Annotated in this window: 11 protein-coding genes and 1 pseudogene; 3 read left to right on the forward strand and 9 right to left on the reverse strand. The window is 66.8% G+C overall.

From position 1 onward, the window contains the following. Nucleotides 1–12: 12 nt before the first annotated feature. The 7 genes and pseudogenes from fadD32 to NI1_RS26440 form a co-directional block, all read right to left on the reverse strand. The gene (gene fadD32, locus NI1_RS26410) at nt 13–1,935 is read right to left on the reverse strand and encodes a long-chain-fatty-acid--AMP ligase FadD32 (RefSeq protein ID WP_067825798.1); all 1,923 of its coding nucleotides are present in this window, start codon (nt 1,933–1,935) and stop codon (nt 13–15) included. 445 nt (nt 1,936–2,380) lie between these two features. Next, on the reverse strand, nt 2,381–3,358 hold the full coding sequence (locus tag NI1_RS26415; RefSeq protein WP_174564527.1) for a cutinase family protein: 978 nt from the start codon (nt 3,356–3,358) through the stop codon (nt 2,381–2,383). Between the two features lie 3 nt (nt 3,359–3,361). Then, complete coding sequence (locus NI1_RS26420; RefSeq protein ID WP_067825801.1) at nt 3,362–3,895, reverse strand: DUF732 domain-containing protein; 534 nt, start codon at nt 3,893–3,895, stop codon at nt 3,362–3,364. A 138-nt stretch (nt 3,896–4,033) separates the two neighbouring features. Then, on the reverse strand, nt 4,034–6,097 hold the full coding sequence (locus tag NI1_RS26425; RefSeq protein WP_084523728.1) for an alpha/beta hydrolase-fold protein: 2,064 nt from the start codon (nt 6,095–6,097) through the stop codon (nt 4,034–4,036). 151 nt (nt 6,098–6,248) lie between these two features. After that, nucleotides 6,249–7,214, reverse strand: coding sequence for an alpha/beta hydrolase (locus NI1_RS26430; RefSeq protein WP_245663408.1), 966 nt, complete (start codon nt 7,212–7,214; stop codon nt 6,249–6,251). A gap of 156 nt (nt 7,215–7,370) precedes the next feature. Beyond that, nucleotides 7,371–8,648: pseudogene (locus NI1_RS26435) on the reverse strand (alpha/beta hydrolase-fold protein); the annotation flags it as partial. Between the two features lie 169 nt (nt 8,649–8,817). Then, the gene (locus NI1_RS26440) at nt 8,818–9,822 is read right to left on the reverse strand and encodes an alpha/beta hydrolase (RefSeq protein ID WP_439957303.1); all 1,005 of its coding nucleotides are present in this window, start codon (nt 9,820–9,822) and stop codon (nt 8,818–8,820) included. Nucleotides 9,823–10,542: 720 nt separating this feature from the next. Between NI1_RS26440 and NI1_RS26445 the strand changes: the two genes are divergently transcribed. Genes NI1_RS26445 through NI1_RS26455 form a run of 3 tightly spaced genes read left to right on the forward strand, consistent with a single transcriptional unit; the run spans nt 10,543 to nt 15,023 of the window. After that, complete coding sequence (locus tag NI1_RS26445) at nt 10,543–11,235, forward strand: thioesterase II family protein (protein WP_067825807.1); 693 nt, start codon at nt 10,543–10,545, stop codon at nt 11,233–11,235. After that, a complete protein-coding gene (locus tag NI1_RS26450) occupies nt 11,228–12,052 on the forward strand; it encodes an SDR family oxidoreductase (RefSeq protein ID WP_067825809.1) in 825 nt (274 codons plus the stop codon). The genes NI1_RS26445 and NI1_RS26450 overlap by 8 nt, the downstream gene beginning before the upstream one ends. 25 nt (nt 12,053–12,077) lie before the next feature. Further along, entirely contained in the window at nt 12,078–15,023 is a 2,946-nt protein-coding gene (locus NI1_RS26455; protein ID WP_067825811.1) for a non-ribosomal peptide synthetase, read from the forward strand. A 133-nt stretch (nt 15,024–15,156) separates the two neighbouring features. Here NI1_RS26455 and NI1_RS26460 read toward each other — a convergent pair whose 3' ends face one another. Both NI1_RS26460 and NI1_RS26465 read right to left on the reverse strand, forming a co-directional pair. Further along, entirely contained in the window at nt 15,157–16,203 is a 1,047-nt protein-coding gene (locus NI1_RS26460; protein ID WP_067825813.1) for an alpha/beta hydrolase, read from the reverse strand. Nucleotides 16,204–16,386: 183 nt separating this feature from the next. Beyond that, nucleotides 16,387–17,463 (reverse strand): alpha/beta hydrolase, encoded by a 1,077-nt coding sequence (locus NI1_RS26465; RefSeq protein WP_067825814.1) that lies wholly within the window; start codon nt 17,461–17,463, stop codon nt 16,387–16,389. Nucleotides 17,464–17,578: the final 115 nt, after the last annotated feature.

Here is a 17,578-nt window from a genome sequence, read left to right on the forward strand (position 1 = left end):
GAGGCTTAAGCCTCATTCCTCGTCTGGTGCATCGGGGAAAGCTTGCTGCGTGTAACCACCACGCAGTGTGCCTTCCAAGTACGCCGCCTTGCAGGCACGACGCGCGATCTTGCCACTGGAGGTACGGGGAATCGAGCCCGCGGGCACCAGCAGGATGTCACGCGCGGTGACGCCGTGCCGGGAGGAGACCGCCGCGCGCACCGCATCCGCGATGGGCCCCGGATCGGCCTTGCCGGCGCCCGGACCGCGCTCCGCGACGATAACCAGCTGTTCGCTGCCATCCTCCGCATCGAAGCTCAGACCCGAATGGCTGTCCTGCGCAAACACTTCGGCGGGCAGCTGGTTGGCCGGGACCGCGAAGGCCGCGACGAAACCGGGGCGCAGCGCCTTGGAGGCTTCCTGCGCGGAGTACTCCAGATCCTGCGGGTAGTGGTTGCGGCCGTCCACGATGACCAGGTCCTTGACCCGGCCGGTGATGTACAGCTCGCCGTCCACGTACACGCCGTAGTCGCCGGTGCGCAGCCAGTTGCCTTCGGCCGGAACGCCTTCGGCGTGGCTGCCGGTGGGCAGACGGCGGGTCAACCGGTTACGGAAGGTCTTCTGCGTCTCCTCCGCGCGACCCCAGTAACCGATGCCGATGTTGTTGCCGTGCAACCAGATCTCGCCGACCTGACCCTCGGGCAGCTCACGCGCACCCTCGGGATCGTCGACGGTCTCGGCGTCCACGATGGCGCCCCACTGCGAAAGCGCCACGTAGCCACAGGAAACCTGCGCGATGGAGTTGGGCGTGCCCTGCTCCACCTTCACGATGCGGCCGGCATTGAGCTCGGTGCGATCGACGTAGATGACCTTGGCCTCGTCCTCGTGCCGGGTGGCCGAGACGAACAGGGTGGCCTCGGCCATGCCGTAGCAGGGCTTGATGGCGGTCTTGGGCAGGCCGTACGGCGCGAACGCCTCGTTGAACTTCTTCATCGACGAGGTGGTGACCGGCTCGGAGCCATTGATCAAGCCGATGACGTTCGAGAGGTCGAGGGCCTCGCCCTGCTTGGGCAGACCGCGCATGGCGGCGTGCTCGAAGGCGAAGTTCGGTGCGGCGGCGAAGGTTCCGGCGCCGTCGGCCACCGCGGCCAGTTCGTTGATCCAGCGCGCGGGGCGGCGAACGAACGAGGCCGGCGACATGATGGTGATGTACTTGCCGCCGACGGCGGGCAGGATCACGGTCAGCAGACCCATGTCGTGGTAGAGCGGCAGCCAGGTGACACCGCGCGAATTCCAGTTCAGATCAAGCGCGTTGACCATCTGGAGCACGTTCGTGCCGACCGCCCGGTGCGTGATTTCCACACCGGCGGGAACGCGTGTCGAACCCGACGTGTACTGCAAGTACGCGATATCGTCGACCGCGATATCGGGGCGGATCCACGACTCGCCCACGCTGTCCGGAATGGCGTCCACGGCGATGATGCGGGGACGCTGCGCGGCGGGCAGCGACCGGAAGAACTGGCGTACCCCGGCGGCGGAGGAGCTGGCCGTCAGGATCGCCGCAGGCTCACAGTCGCCCAGCACCGCGTGCAGGCGATCGGTGTGACCCGGCTCGTCCGGATCGAACAACGGCACCGCGATGGTGCCCGCATAGATGGCGGCGAAGAAGGAGATCACGTAGTCCAGGCCCTGCGGAGCGAGGATCGCGACCCGATCGCCCCGTTTGGTCACCTGCTGAAGACGGGCGGCCACCGCGCGCAGCCGGGTGCCGAACTGACTCCAGGTCAGGTCCTGATACTCACCGTCGCGCTCGCGTGAGTAGTCGATGTAGCGGTACGCCAGATCATCTGCGTCGTTACCGTGGGTGTGCTTCTCGACGTAGTCGACGAGGGTGCTGCCCTCGGGAATCGTGATGTTCCCCGTTTCGTCGAGGTAATCGTCGAAAGTCTCGTCCATTCCTTCTTCTCCTCCGAGGCGCACGCGGCGGCATACGGCGATTGTGCCGCTGTTACCTGTGAGGCCCCGACTCTCTTTCGCCCGCGGGAGCTCCATGCGAGAGCCAACCTGCTGAATTCTGTTGCGGTCTGCGCGGTGACCGTCTATTGGCTAGATGTTCTCAAACCAGAGACATGTTACAGACGAGTAGATCGGCCATGCTTCGGAGCGGCCGAACATCTCCCAGCTCACAGTCTCTTCCTACGCTCCGACCGACGCGAATGCCTCCAAATGGGTGGGTGGGAACCCACAAACGACACAACAAGGACATGGATGTGAGTTGAAGCACCCACCGGACCCGGGGGGTGTCGCAACCCGGAGCACTTTACTAGGTGACCCTGAAACTGGGGGGTCGGTCGGGAGACCGTCACACAGGTGAGCGCTCGCTCGCCGGATCGCGTGAAAATCAGGAGTGCGCGGGGTGCGGTGCGTTCTCGATGAGCCCGCTGGCCCAGTTGACGGTCCACTGGGTCGCTGTGGTGCCGTTCTCGTCCACCACGAAGCCGTTGTAGAGGCTGTGCACCGGATTGCCCGCGGCCCGCACCAGGGTGCCGATCGAGCCGAGGATATTGGCCGGATTGAGAGCGGCCGCCGGGGAATCGCAGATGAGATCGCCGGAGGCGCAGATCGTATAGGTGCGATCGGCGAGCGCGCCGTAACCCGCGCGCGGTCCGGTCATGGTGATGCCGGGGACGTTCAGGCCCTTGAGCGCGACCTCCGCGCCGACACCGGCCGGGGAGAAACCGATCTCCTGGGCCTTGCCCTCGCCGCCCTCGTCGCGACGGCCGTCGGCGATGGTCGTCACGCCGAGCACCTGCTTCGCGGGCACCGGGCCCTTGCCCGCGCCGATCTGCGCGGCCAGGTCACCCGCGATCACCGCGCCCTGGGAGAAACCCGCGAGCACGTAGGTGGTGAGGGGGCAATTCTTGTACGTCTCGGCCAGTTTCGCGTTGGCGCGGTCGTAACCCTCGGAGCGGCTCTTGTTGTACGACGCCTGCCCGTCCGGCGGGATCGCGATCGGATTCGAGAACTGGGCGACATACGGGACGGTGTAGAGCTCGAGGCGCTTGTTGTCGAATTTCTCACGAACCGGATTGGAGATGTTCAACATCAGCGAGGCGGGGTTCGCCGTCGGGTTGTAGGGGTCGTCATTGCTGTTCGACTCCCAGGTGCCGGGCACGGACAGCATGAACACGTCCGGGCAGTCGGCGGATTGAGAGGTCGGCGGCTGCTCCGAACCCGGCTTGGTGGGCTTGGGCAGGTGCAGGCGGCCCGCCAGCAGGTACCACAGCAGCAACGCCAGGATGATCACGATCACGATCACGGCGATGATCAGCAGGCAGCCTGCCGGCTTGGACCGGCGTCCGGAGCGGCGCGTCGACATCATTTATTTGCAGTACGTGCTGGAGGCGACTTCGTAATAGATCTTGCCCGCCTGCTCGACCGGCATCTTCGACACGTCGAAGCTCGGATCCGAACCCGCGATGGCGGTCACGTAGGTGATGATCTGGTCCTCCGGGGCATTGCCGGCCTTGCCCTGGCACACCAGATTGCCGGCGGTGAGGGCGATATCGGTGGAGGCGGGCGTGATGCCCTTCTTCTTCAGCTCCTCCAGGAACGCCTTGTCCTTGTCGGTCAGCGGCGTCGCATTGCTGGGGGTGGTGACGAACTGGCTGGGCACCGGCTGCGGGCGCTCGACCGCGGCCGAACTGGTCGGCGCCGCCTCCGGACTGCCGGACTGACCGGTCGCGGGGGCTTCACCGCCCGGAGTGGCGGGAGCGGAGGCGGCGGCCTTGGACGTGGTCGGGGCCAGCGTGGGCGTGCTCTTCGCGGTCGAATCGTTATTGCCGCAGGCGGCGAGCAGGCCGACGGCAGCCAGGGTGGCTACCACGCCGACAACCTTTCCACGGGTCCGATGCATTTATTCGCTTCCTTGATCTGTCTGCGGGCACAAGGTCGGACCCCAGGCTAGCGGTAACCCGCGCCGACGTCCCGAGCTCACAAACGAACCTCATCGACTTCTCAGCGTCCGGTATGCCCGCTGTGCGGGCGGGGCGCGTCAGTTATTGGGCCGCACTTCGGGGCCCAGGGCGGGGATCGGGAGCGGGAAGCCCTCGACCGGTTCCACCGGGGCGGGCTGGGTGGTGGTGGCCGGTTCCGGGGTCGCGGCCTGCGATCCGGGGGCGGCCGCGGCGCGCTGTTCCGGCTTGGGGGCCTCGGGCTTCGGCTCCGGTTTCGGTGGCTCCACCACACCGGGCAGCGCGATCGGCTTGCCGTCGTGGGTCAGCGCCTGCGGCTTGCCGTCGCGCACCACGATCGAACCGAATTGGAAGATCTGCTGGACGCCGCCGGGCACCGCGGTCTCGTCGGCCATCGGGAAGCCGAGATTGCCGTTCTCGAAACCCAGTGCGCCCCAAGCGTCCATGATCGGGCCGTTGCGCACGCCCCAGGCGCCGGAGAGCGGGCTCCAATAGATATTGCCGTTCTCGAAGGCGGAGTAGCGGCCGAAGTCCTTGAGCGGCTGCTCATCCGAGACCGGGAAGCCGTAGGGGCTGTTCTCGAAACCGAGGCCCGAGTACTTGCCCAGAATCAGGCCCTGCACCAGGTGCGCGCCGGTCTTGGGGCTGAAGTAGACGGGGCCGTTCTCGAAACCCTGGAGCACGCCGTCCTTGTTGGGGGTGCGCTGTTCCGGTCCGGTCGGGTAACCGGCGGGGCTGCGCTCGAATCCTTGTTTGCCCCAGGCATCGAGGATGGCTCCGCGCACCGCCTGCGCTCCGGTCTGCGGGGTCCAGTAGATGGAGCCGTTCTGGAAGGGCTGGAAGCGGCCGCGGCCGTCGGGCAGGCCGCCGTCGCCACCGGTCGGGAAGCCCAGTCCACTGGCCGCGCCGTTCAAGCCCGCGTAACTGCCGCCGATCGCCCCGCCGACCGGCTGCGCGCCGGTGGCCGGGGAGAAGAAGACCTGCCCGCCCCGGAAGTCCTGGGCCACACCATTATTGACGGAGTATTCGCCGGTCAGGCAGTCGCCGAGCCAGTTGTTGGCCTGTGCCACACCGGCAATGGCCCCGCCCAGCGTGCACTGGGTGGCGGTGGAGTCCACGCCCAGCGCGGCGGCGGTCTGCGGCCAGGACTGCCGCATCTCGAAATCCCAGTACGGCCAGGTGTGAGTACCGGACGGGCGGTAGTTGACCTGCACCGGGATATTCAGCTTGTTCAGCTTGGCCACGAAGTTCTGGGTGCTCAAGCGGGACAGCACCTCCAGGCCCATGCCCGCGTAGTTCGAGGTCAGGCCGGGTAGGTCGCCGGGCGGATCGGTCGCGCCCGCGGTGCCGCTGCCGCTGGAGACGTAAAGGCTCAAACCCTTGAGCTTGTCGGCCAATTCGTAGGGGTCGTGCTCTTTCCACGCCTCGCTGCCGGGCGGGCCGAACATGGCGGCGGAATCGAAACCGCCTGCGTCCTTCATGGCGAAATTGACCGCCTGCGGCATGCCGAGCGTGGTGAGGGTGAGGAAGCCGGAGTAGGAGGCGGCGTGCTTGACCCAGCCGGGATTGCGGGCCGCGAGCATCATGGCCGCGCTGCCGCCCATCGAAAGACCGGCCACCGCACGCTGACTCGTGGCCCGCCACTGGCTCTCCAGCAGCGGCGGCAACTCCTTGGTGAGGAAGGTCTCCCACTTGTAGTTGCGGCCGTTGTCGGGTTGCAGCCAGTCGGTGTAGAAGCTGGACTGGCCGCCGATCGGCAGCACCACGAGGGTGTTCTTGTCGGCGAACCAGCCGGCCGCGCCCGCGTCCTTGGTCCAGCCGTTCTCGTCATCGGTGGCGCGCAGGCCGTCGAGCATGAACAGCACGGGGTACTTGGCATCGGGATGGGCGTGCCAGTCCCGGGGCAGCAGCAATTGCACCTCGATCGGCGCGCCGGTGGCGGGCGAGTTCACCCACAGCGACACTCGGCGGTCACTGAGCCACTGCGACTTCTGCACCGAGGCCGGGGCGGCCGTCGAATCGGGTGCGGCCGCGACCGGTCCGGACCCGACGACAGTGCCTGCGGCCAGGGAAAATACCGCGGCAGCGGCGGCTATCGCGCCGCGCCTGCGCGTCCATCCGGTCCCACGAACAACTCCAGCCACACAAGTGTTGTACCCCCGATGGGGCGCGGTTCCGGGTAGGACGCGCGGGAATCGGGGGCACTACAGCAAACGACCAGTTTCGTCATCCTGGCCGGGATCCACACGGCACTGTGTGGATTCCCGCTAAAAGCACGCGGGAATGACGGGGGGGTTATGCGCCGAGGGCGGCGAGGATCTCGGGGCGCGCCGACTCGAGCTGGTCCTGCCAATAACCCCAGGAATGGGTGCCGTTCGACGGCAGGCTGTAGTGCGCGTCGATACCGAGCTGGTTCAGCCGGGCCATGAACGAGACCGTATTGACCATCGACAAGGCTTCGAGGGCAATGGCATTGACGGTATTGAAGATGCCGACCGGCCCATCCGGATTGTCGTGCGGTCCGGGAATGCCCGCCGCGGCCGAGACGTACATGGGCAGGCCGCGCAGCTGCGGGGCGAAGACGAAGGGGTCCATACGCAGCCACTGCGGGCTCCACGGCCAGGCCATCGAATCCACATTGAAGCGGCCCGCGTCGAGCATGGCGATCCGAATGGCCTCGCGCATGCCCGGCGCGGAGATGTTCAGGTAGCCCGAGAACGAGGAGGCGTGCTTGAACTGATCGCGGTGATAGGCGGCCAGCGCCAGTGCGGCCGAACCGCCCATGGACAACCCCGCCACCGCGTTCTTGGTGCGGGATACGCCGTACCCCTCGAGGAAGGCGGGCAGCTCCTCGGAGAGGAAGGTCTCCCACTTGTAGGTGAACTTCTGGCCGTTGCCGCTGGAGGGCGCGCGCCAGTCGGTGTAGAAGCTGGACTGGCCGCCGACCGGCATCACCAGGGTGACATTGTCCTCGGCGAACATCTTCATGGCATTGGTCTCGAAGGACCAGGCATTGAAGTCCTCGCGGGCGCGCAGGCCGTCGAGCAGATAGAGCGCCGCGTCACCGCCGTGCCGGGCCCACTGCACCTGCACCTTCACCGGCCCCATGCTGGAGGGGACCATCAACTCCTCGAAACCGCCCTCGGGCGTGCGATGCACCGGGGCGTGCACCGGCATCGCGAGGGCCGGAGCCGCGAGGGCGGGCAGGGTGAGAACAGCCGCGGCGGCCACGAGCGCGCGCCGAAAAACCTGTGATGCCATGAACATGAGCTCCTGAACCGCAGGGAAACGACAGCATCGTGACCGGGCGTCACGGACGCGGTGCACTTTACCGGTGTGGGAGCGATAACTGGCGGGTATCCAGGTCCGAATGGCGTGTATCGGCGTTCAGCCCAGGTGAATTTCGATCCCGCCCCCGGTGAAGGTAATACTGCCGTGCTGGAATTTCTGTTCCGATCCGCCCGAAATAGGCGTTTCGTCGGATGTCGGAAAGCCCAGTGCCCCAGCCGGTCCCGCCGCGCCCTGGTACGCGCCGCCGATCAGGCCGCCCAGCGCGTGCGCGCCGGTGGCCGCCGACCACAGCACGCGGCCGCCCCGGAAGTCCTGCGCGATGCCGCCGGCCTGCGTGAACTCGGCGGTGAGGCATTCGCCCAGCCAGGACTTCGAAAGTGCCACGGGCAGAATCGCTCCCGCCGCGGCACACTCCGGTTTGGTGGCCTCGACGCCGAGGGCGGCCGCGGCCTGCGGCCAGGATTGGCGCATCTCGAAATCCCAGTAGGGCCAGGAATGAGTACCGGACGGACGGTAATTCACCGAGACCGGAATGCTCAGTTTGTTGAGTTTGGCGATGAATTGCTGGGATGAGAAGCGGGCCAGCACTTCGAGCGCCATACCGGTCCAGTCGGTGCTGACGCCGGGAATTCCGGACGGAATGTCGTGGACGCTCGCGAGGCCGCTGCCGCTGGAGACGTACAGGCTTGCGCCCTTGAGCTTTTCGGCGAGGGCATAGGGATCGTGCGAGGCCCATTCGGCATCGGTGGCCGGTCCCCACATGGCGTCGGAGTCGTAGCCGCCCGCCTCGCGCATCGAGTACTGGACGGCCTGCGGCATACCCGGGGTGGTGAGGGTGAGCAGGCCGGAGTAGGAGGCGACGAACTTCGCGAAACCGGGATTGCGGCTCGCCAGCGTCATGGCCGCGGTGCCGCCCATCGAAAGACCCGCTACGCCACGCACATTCGTGGTGCGCCAGTCCTTGTCGAGCAGGGGCGGCAATTCCTTGGTGAGGAAGGTTTCCCACTTGTAGAACTTGCCGTGGTCCGGCTTCTTCCAGTCGGTGTAGAAGCTCGACATGCCCCCCACCGGCAATACGACGGTGATGTTCTTGTCGGCGAAGAAGGACTCCGCGCCCGCTTCCTTGGTCCAGCCGTTCTCGTCGTCGCCGGCGCGCAGGCCATCGAGCATGAAGAGGGTGGGAAATCTACTGTCGGGCTTGCTTTTCCACTCTCTGGCCAGCAGCAGCTGAACCTGGATCTGGGTGCCCATGGCGGGTGAATCCACCCATAGGGCGACCCGTCTGTCGCTCAGCCACACCACTTTTCGGATCGCGGTACCGGTCGGCGCGGCCGCCGGTCCGGGTTCCGCGATCGCGGTACTGCTGACGAGAACCATCGAAGTGGCTGCCGCGAGCGTTGCCATCCCCACACGCCCGAGCACCCCCCATCTAACACATGCCACACGTGTCACATTAGTTTTTGTACTCGCTTGCGGCGAATCATGGGGCGCTACAACAGAACCGAGCGGTCGTGACAAAGAACGGCCCCCCGCTCCGGAGAGCGGGGGGCCGTTCGAAGTTCGGATCCCGGGATCAGGCTCCGAGGGCGTTCAGAATGTCCGGACGCACCTTGGAGAGCTCCTCCGCCCAGTACTTCCACTTGTGGGTACCGGTACCGGGGAAGTCGAAGCGAGCCGGGATGCCGAGGGCGCCCAGGCGGGCTTCGAAGGCCCGGGTGTTCACGATGGAAAGGGCTTCCAGCGCGATCGCGTTGCCGGTGCCGAAGTCGAAACCGTCGTAGCGGCCGGGGATACCGGTCGAGGACGAGACGAACATGGGCAGGCCCTTGAGCTGCGGGGCGAACACGAAGGGGTCCATGCGCAGCCACTGCGGGCTCCACGGGGCGGCCATCGAGTCGACGTTGTAGCGGCCCGCGTCCAGCATGGCGAGGCGGATGGCCTCACGCATACCCGGCGCGGACAGGTTCAAGTAGCCCGAGAACGAGGAGGCGTGCTTGAACTGGTCCCGGTGGTAGGCGGCCAGCGCGAGCGCGGCCGAACCACCCATGGACAGGCCCGCGACCGCGTTGTTGGTCTTGGAGACGCCGTAGCCGGCCAGGAAGTCGGGAAGTTCCTTGGTGAGGAAGGTTTCCCACTTGTAGGTGTACTTCTGGCCGTTGGTGTTGGAGGCCGAGGTCCAGTCGGTGTAGAAGCTGGACTGACCGCCGACCGGCATCACCACGGTGACATTGTCCTCGGCGAACGTGGCGAGCGCATTGCCCTCGTCCGGGTTCGACCAGGCGTTCTTGTCATCGCCGGCGCGCATGCCGTCGAGCAGGTAGAGCGCGGAGGAGCCGCCGTACTTGGCCCACTGCACCTGCACCTTGATCGGTCCCATACTGGACGGGACCATGAGTTCTTCGAAACCGCCCGCCGGTGCGCGATGCACCGGGCTGAACACCGGAGCGGCCGATGCGACCGTCGGAGTCGCCACTGCGGCCGCGGTCGGGATGGCCAGAGCTGCCGCACCAGCGGCGAAAAGTCGTGTGCGCCAACCGCTATTAGCGCGACGCAGTCCTGTCTGGGCCCCCTCCGGCATGGCGGACCTGCCGAAACGCATGGATACTGCTCCTCATCTGCTGCTGTGCATTTAGTTGTTCGCACACGCACGCCCGAGCCTGTGAAGGCTGCCTATCCAGACATGCGCGTTCGATACCCGCTGCGAATCCCGACGCTCCGAAGCGAGCTGCGCCACCAATACGGCACTTGCGCTCGCTGGAGACTATTCGACCCCGGGAGGGGTTGGCAAGGTACTCCATTCGTTCGGTGAAAATCCACCATGCGCAAGCAGCCGAAATGGTGGCGTGACCATATCGTGAATCGCGGGCGCGCGCCCGGCAACCGGAAAAACCTTGCCGTGAGGGAAGTTTCACACTCGGTTCAACCGAGATTCGATCTCCGGACCGGACGGCCGTTCGCGGAGTCGAGCCTTTCATATAACCGGAATATGATGCGGCATAACGGAACTGATCGCGACCTCGCAGGCGCCCGATCAGAATAGAAACTGGGCCGCCCGTCCACGCGGACTCCGCTGCTGCCATCATGACTCAGCGCCGGTGCGACCGGCGCAGGATGCACCGGCTCATCCCCAATGTCCGAAACGTGACTTGCATCACGTTTCAAAGTCATGAGCTCTCACTATCAGAAGAGATCAGGGCGATCGGTGCCGTATTGTCGCCGAAGTAGAGTTGGACTCGCGTCCAAGTCCGAAACGCGATTCCCGGCAACCGGGCTCGGCCGATGTGGCATTCTCGCCGATATGTCGACCCACCTGCTCGTTTGCCTACCGTTCGCCGGTGCGGGCGCCTCGTTCTACCGCAATGCACAGGCCCCCGCGGGGATCGACATATTGCCGATCCAATTGCCCGGCCGCGAGGAAAGATTCGCCGACGCGCTGTATCCGGATCTGACCGCCGCCGTGGCGGATATCGCCCAGCAGATTCACCAGGCCGCCGCACCCGGACAGCGCATTCTGCTGCTCGGCCACAGCTTCGGCGCCATCCTCGCCTTCGAACTGGCTCGTAGCCTCGGTTCCGTCGTCGACCACGTGTACGTGAGCGGATCGCCCGACCCGTGGAATCCGCGCGCCGAACGCGCCGCCGGCCTGACCGACGACGAATTCGTCGCCCGGGTCGAGACTTTCGCCGGTTACACCCATCCCACACTGGCGCACCCGGAGCTGCGGCAGATCATTCTGCCCGCCCTGCGCGGCGACGTGGGTATGCACGAATCGTATGTGGCCGCGCCCGACGCGATCATCGCCGCACCGATCACCACACTGCGCGGCGCCGACGACGAATTGGTCGCCGAGCCGGATCTGCACGGCTGGAAAAGGGCCACCTCGGGGGAGTTCTCGCTGCGAATGTTCCCCGGGGGGCACATGTATCTCGCCGACAATTTGACCGAAACCCTGGAGTTCATCGCCGCGGCGGCGCGCGTGTCCCATGGCTGATGCGGAGCATCTGGTCGCCCTGGTGACGGGTGCGGCCCGGGGGATCGGACGGGCTTGCGCGCTGCGGCTCGCGGAGGCGAACTGCGCATTGGTGCTGATGGATATCGGCCGCGACACACCCGAAGTGCCGTACCCACTGGGTTCGGAGAGCCAGCTCGAGCACACCCGGCAACTGTGCCTGGAGGCCGGCGCGGATGCCGAGCTCCATCTCGGTGACGTCCGGTCGGAGGCCGATGTGGACTCGGTGATGGCGCTGGCGTTGCGCCGCTTCGGCCGCCTGGATGTGGTCGTCAATTGCGCGGGCATCGTGGGGCCCTCCGGTCTGGGCATCGACCAAGTGTCCGAACAGGATTGGCCGACCATGCTCGATATCAACCTGACCGGGCCGTTTCGAATCCTGTCCGCCGCCGCCCGCATCATGAAGCCGCAGGGTTCGGGCAGCATCGTCAATATCGCCTCCACCGCGGGTCTGGTCGGCTACCGCAACTTCGCCGGATACGTGGCCTCCAAGCACGGCCTGGTCGGGCTGACCAAAGCTGCCGCACTGGACCTGGCCCCGCATGGGATTCGTGTCAACGCGGTCTGCCCCGGTTCGGTCCACGACGCACCCGAGCTGGAAGGACGCATGCTGAGCGAGGTCGCGAACGCGCTCGCGCTGGAGGGCGATCACGAGAAACTCTTCCTGCGCGATCAGCCTTCGAACGCGCTGGTCGACGCGGCGGATATCGCCGAAACGGTCGCCTGGCTGGCCTCCGGCCGCAGCCGCAGCGTGGTCGGCGCGGTCGTGACGGTCGACGGCGGTTTCACCTCCCGATGATCGCTCCTCGTAGAGAAGGCCGGCTATGACGACTCACCACGCCCGCCCGGCCGCCGGGGCCGAGGTCGCGCCGATCGTCGGTATCGCGGTGCGGCTGCGGACCGCGCCCACCGATGCGGCCTTGACCGGCATGGTCGCCGCCGCACTCGGGATCACGCCCGGCGAGATCGGAACCTGGTGCCGCAGCGTGCCTTTCGCTGCCACCTCGCAGCCCGCCGCGCGACTCGTCCGGCAGCGATTACGGCACCCGCTCGGCGGCGGCCTGCGGGCCCGGCTGACCTGCACCCGATACCCCGACGGCGCGGCGGACGTCGTGCTGCTGACGGCGGCGGACCCGCGACCGGTACTCGCCGAACTCGACGGATACGGGGCCCGATCCATCGCCCAGCTCGCCGAATTCGACGGGCGCGGAGCAGATTCCACGGTTGGAACCGCCGAGCTCGAAGGTTTCGGAGCATGTTCCGGCACCGGCCTCGCGGAAGGCCCGAGCACGCAGCTCGACATCGCGTGGGGCGCGGATCACCGCGTTGACGAGCTGGCCGCCGCGATCGTCGCGACGCTGGCCCGCTTCGTGGACACCGCGACGCTGAGTGTGCACCTGCGAACCACCGACACGCTGCTGGAAACAGCGGGCCGGCCGACCGGCGTGGGGCCCGGAAACGGATACGCGGTCTGTGAGGTCGACGGCCACGGCTCGATCAAGGACATTTCGTCGCGGCTGGCGCTCGCCGAACCAGCGGTGGACACCACCGACGCCGGTGCGGTGCTGCGATCGGTGCGCATCACCGATTACACCGGCGCGGCGGCGCTGTACCTGCCCGGTGACCAGCCCGCCCGCGACTTCGACGTCGTGATTCGGCCCGGCCCGGGATCGGACACCGTCCGGCTCTGGGTACGCGGCCCGGCCGCGGAGTCACCGGAACGACTCCGACCGCTGACGCGTGCGTTCGCGGCCGTTTACCGACAGGTGCGAAAGTCCGGCCCGGACTTGTCCATTCGCGACCTGGAGTTCGCGGCACCGGTCCACGGGATCGGTCCCGACGCACGCCTTCAGCAGGCTGAACCGCTTTACCCCGGCCACCACTTCACGTCCCCGGATCCGGCCCCGGCCCCGGCCGAGACCGGACCTGACGCACGCCTTCGCCAGTCCCAACCGGATCGCTCCGGCCTCGGCCTCGCTTCCACCGAAATCGGCGCGGTCGTTGCGGAGTTCGGGTCGCCGGTGGCATCGGGCGAGCGGGTGGAACAGCGGGTTGCCGGACAGGCGACGGCTCGGCCGGACGCGATCGCCGTCCAGGACGGCGCGGGCGCGCTGACGTTCCGGGAGCTCGACGAGCTGTCCGGCTCGATCGCGGCCGGGCTGCTGGAACTCGGGGTGCTGCCGGGGGATTTCGTGGTGGTGGCGGCTGCCAAATCGGCCCGGTTGTTCGCGGTCATGCTGGGGATTTGGAAATGTGGCGCGGCCTATGTGCCGGTCGATATCGAATTCCCGGTCGAGCGGCTGCATTACATCGTCGAGGATTCGCGGGCGCGCGTCGCCGTGGTCGAAGCGGAGTTGGTCGAGCAGTTGCCGGAGGACATCGCGGTGGTGTCGATCGCGGAGCTGACCGGCCCGCTGATCGCGAATGCCGCATTGCCACAATTGCTTTCGGGTGACGCGCCCGCCTACGCCATTTATACCTCGGGTACCACCGGCCGCCCCAAGGGTACGGTGATCGCGCATCGCAGCGCGCTCGCGTTGATCGACGCGCTGGAAGCGGAGTTCGCGCTGATGCCGGATGACCGGTGGAGCGTATTCCACTCCCCCGCCTTCGATTTCTCGGTGTGGGAGATCTGGGGCGCGCTGGCCACCGGTGGAACCGCGGTGGTGGTCGGCAAGGACACCGCCCGCGATCCGGCGGCATTCCATGCGCTGCTGCGTGATTCCGGTGTCACCGTGCTGAATCAGACGCCGTCGGCCTTCGCCCATTTGGTGCATCACGACGCTCGGGCTCCACTGCTGGAATCCGTGCGGCTGGTGATCCTGGGCGGAGAAGCCTTGCAGGGGAGCAGTTCCTCCGCTTGGCTGGATCGCTATCCGGAGCGGCGCTGCCGGTTGGTGAACATGTACGGCATTACCGAGACCACCGTGCACGTCACCATCCAGCCGGTGTCCAAACAGGTCGCGTTGCGGGCCCCGAGTTCGGTGGGGCGCGCGATTCCCGGCTGGCGGACCGCCGTCTTCGGTCCCGATCTGCAGCCGGTGGCGCCGGGCTTCCCGGGCGAGATCTGGGTCGCCGGAGCGGGTTTGGCGCTCTACTACTCCGGCAACCCCGCGCTGACGGCCGGCCGGTTCGTGGCGGGCCCGGACGGGCAGCGCTGGTATCGGAGCGGGGATCTGGGCCGGGTGCGGCCCGACGGGACATTGGAGCATCTGGGCCGCATCGATCAGCAGATCAAGATCAACGGCTATCGCATCGAACTGGACGAGATCCGCAACAGCATCCGGCGGCGGCCCGGCGTACAGGACGCGATCGTGGTCTGTAATGCCAACGGCCGCTTCGCGACTCCGCGCTTGGACGCCTATGTGGTCGGCGACCTCGACCTGATCGAACTGCGCGGCATGGTGGAGCGCACCCTGCCCGCGTACATGCGCCCGGCGACCTACACGCCGCTGCCGTCGATTCCGCTCACCACCAACGGCAAAGCCGATACCGCCCGCCTCCCGGACCCGCTCGCCGCGGCACACCCGGCCGCGGATCCAGTCGGCATCACGAAAACATCAGCGGCACAGGAGATCCTGTCCGCGGCCTGGCAGACTGTGCTCGGGGCCGCACCGAACCCCGAGGACAACTTCTTCCTCTCGGGCGGCAATTCACTGGCGGCGATCCACCTGAGCACCGAACTGTCCGACAACGGACTGCCCATGCAGCTGATGCTGCTCTACCGGCACCCGGTGTTCCGGGACCTCGCCACCGCCCTCGAAAACTGAGATTCGAACGAAAGGCACACAGCCATGCTGGAAATTCTCGGCGTCCTCGCCAACCTCTTCGGAACCGGCGTCGGAATCGTGGCCAACGGGTCAGCGGTCTTGAACAGCCCGCGCTGACCCGCGGCCCGGCCCGTCAGCCGATATTCGCCGACAGGTCGGGAATCATCCGATACGCCTCGTCCTGCCAGTTGGTCCAGGCGTGCAGGCCGTACGGCGGGAACGAGTACACGGCGTTCTGCGCGCCGAGGGTGGCCATCCGAACCTGGAAGGCGCGGGTGTTGGCCAGCGCCAAGGCTTCCAGCGGCGCGCCGCGCACCAGCCGGTCGGCGGCCGCGCCGAACGGGATGTCGAGGTCCTGCTGCATGGGCAGACCGCTACCCGCGGCGATCCACAGGCGGGTGTTGTTGGCGATCAGCGTCGGCGCGAAGACGAACGGATCCATGCGCAGCCACTGCTCGCCCCACGGCGGGGCCATGGAATCGACGTTGTAGCCGCCGGCGTCGATCATGGCCGTGCGAATGGCCTCCCGCATACCCGGCGCGGAGATGTTCAAGTAGCCGGAGAAGGATCCGGCGAAGCTGAACATGTCCGGGTGGTAGGCCGAGAGGGTCAGCGCCGCGCTGCCGCCCATCGAAAGGCCGAAGACGCCGTTGCGATACGGGTTGAAGCCCAGCCGGTCCCGCAACGCCCACCGCAATTGGTTGGTGATGAAGGTTTCCCAGTCGTACCGGTAACTCTTGCCCGGCCCGCCGCCCAGCGCCTCGGTCGCGCCGGAACCGGTATTGGCCGCCGACGAACCCGCGCCCGCCGGGACGCCGAAGAACGAACTCGGCGAATTCCAGTCCGCGTAGAAACTCGACTCGCCGCCGACCGGCATCACCACATTGATGTTCCAGGAGGTGAGCACCTGGGCCACATTGGTGTCGTTCTCCCAGCCGTTCAGGATCTCGGTCGCGCGCTGCCCGTCCAGGGCGTACACGACGCGATTGGTGTTCCCGTCGGCGGCGCGGAACACGCGCGTCTTGATCGGTCCCATCACGGGCGAGTCGACCCAGAAGTCGAATCCGGACGGGTCGAAGGCCGCAGCCGCGGGTGGCGCTTGATACGCCGTTATCCCGCTCGGCAGTAGCAGCGCCGCCGCTATGCCCAATACCGCGCGTTTGACCCCACTACACCGCATCGACCTAGCCCTCTCGTCTGGAGCTTGGAACAACCCGACCTTGCAGAACTGATCTTCGGTACAGAACGAGTATCGGACGCCCATCTCGGCGTGTTCAGCGTGTCGCCGCCCGCGAGTCTGATTGGAGATGAAAAAGAGGCCCCGCGCGGACAGCGCGGGGCCTCGGTTTCGAGCGTCGTGGAGCTAGCCGATATTCGCCGACAGGTCGGGGACCATGCGGTTGACCTCGGCCTCCCAGTTCTGCCAGTTGTGCACACCGGTACCCGGGAAGTCATAGGTGACGTTATTGGCGCCCAGCGTCGCCATCCGGACCTGGAAAGCCCGGGTGTTGGCCAGTGCCAGGGCCTCCAGCGGCACACCCTGGATCACCGACATGACGCCGGTGACATCGCCCGCGCCGGGCACACCGCTCGCGGCGGAGATCCACAGGCGGGTGTTGTTGTTCTTCAGGATCGGCGCGAAGACGAACGGATCCATGCGCAGCCACTGCTGGCCCCACGGCGGCGCCATCGAGTCGACGTTGTAGCCGCCGGCATCGATCATGGCGATGCGCATGGCCTCCCGCATACCGGGCGCGGAGATGTTCAGGTAGCCGGAGAACGAGCCCGCGTAGCTGAACTGGTCCGGGTGGTAGGCGGCCAGGGTCAGCGCGCCGGAACCACCCATGGACAGGCCGAACACGCCGTTGCGGTTCGGGTTGAAGCCGAGGCGGTCGCGCAGCGCGTTGCGCAGATCCTGGGTGATGAAGGTTTCCCAGGTGTAGCGGTAGGACTTGCCGGGGCCGCCGTCGAACATCTGGAGCGCGCCCGAACCGGAGGACGAGCCGGTGCCCGAACCCGAGGCGGAGCCGGAGGACGAACCGGCCGGCAGGTTCAGCAGCGCCGAGGGCGCGTTCCAGTCGGCGTAGAACGAGGACATGCCGCCGATGGGCATGACGACATTGATGTTCCAGCTGGTCAGCAGCTGCGCCACATTGGTGTCGATTTCCCAGCCGTTGAGGTTCTGGCCGGCGCGCATGCCGTCGAGGGCATAGACCACGCGAGAGGTATTGCCATCGGCCGCGCGGAAGATTCGCGACTTGACCGGGCCCATGGACGCGGAGTCCACGTAGAAGTCGAATCCTGATGGGTTATAGGCCGCGTGTGCGGCTCCGGCTCCTGCCACCGACACCCCGAACGGTAGCAACGTCGCCAAAGCGACACCCAGCACCGATCTCTTGAGCCAACCGCTGCGGGATCTCAGACGTCTCTCGCCTCGCATGTTCTGTCCGGCCTTTCCTGTCGTTGTCTCACGCTTTTCCGGTCGTGTGTTCGTGACCACGGGCCGGAGGTCTCGGGGAGCCTATCGTGTGATGACTAACGGGGCGTTATCAGAT

The sequence above is a fragment of the Nocardia inohanensis NBRC 100128 genome (assembly GCF_001612945.1).
Lineage (GTDB): Bacteria > Actinomycetota > Actinomycetes > Mycobacteriales > Mycobacteriaceae > Nocardia > Nocardia inohanensis.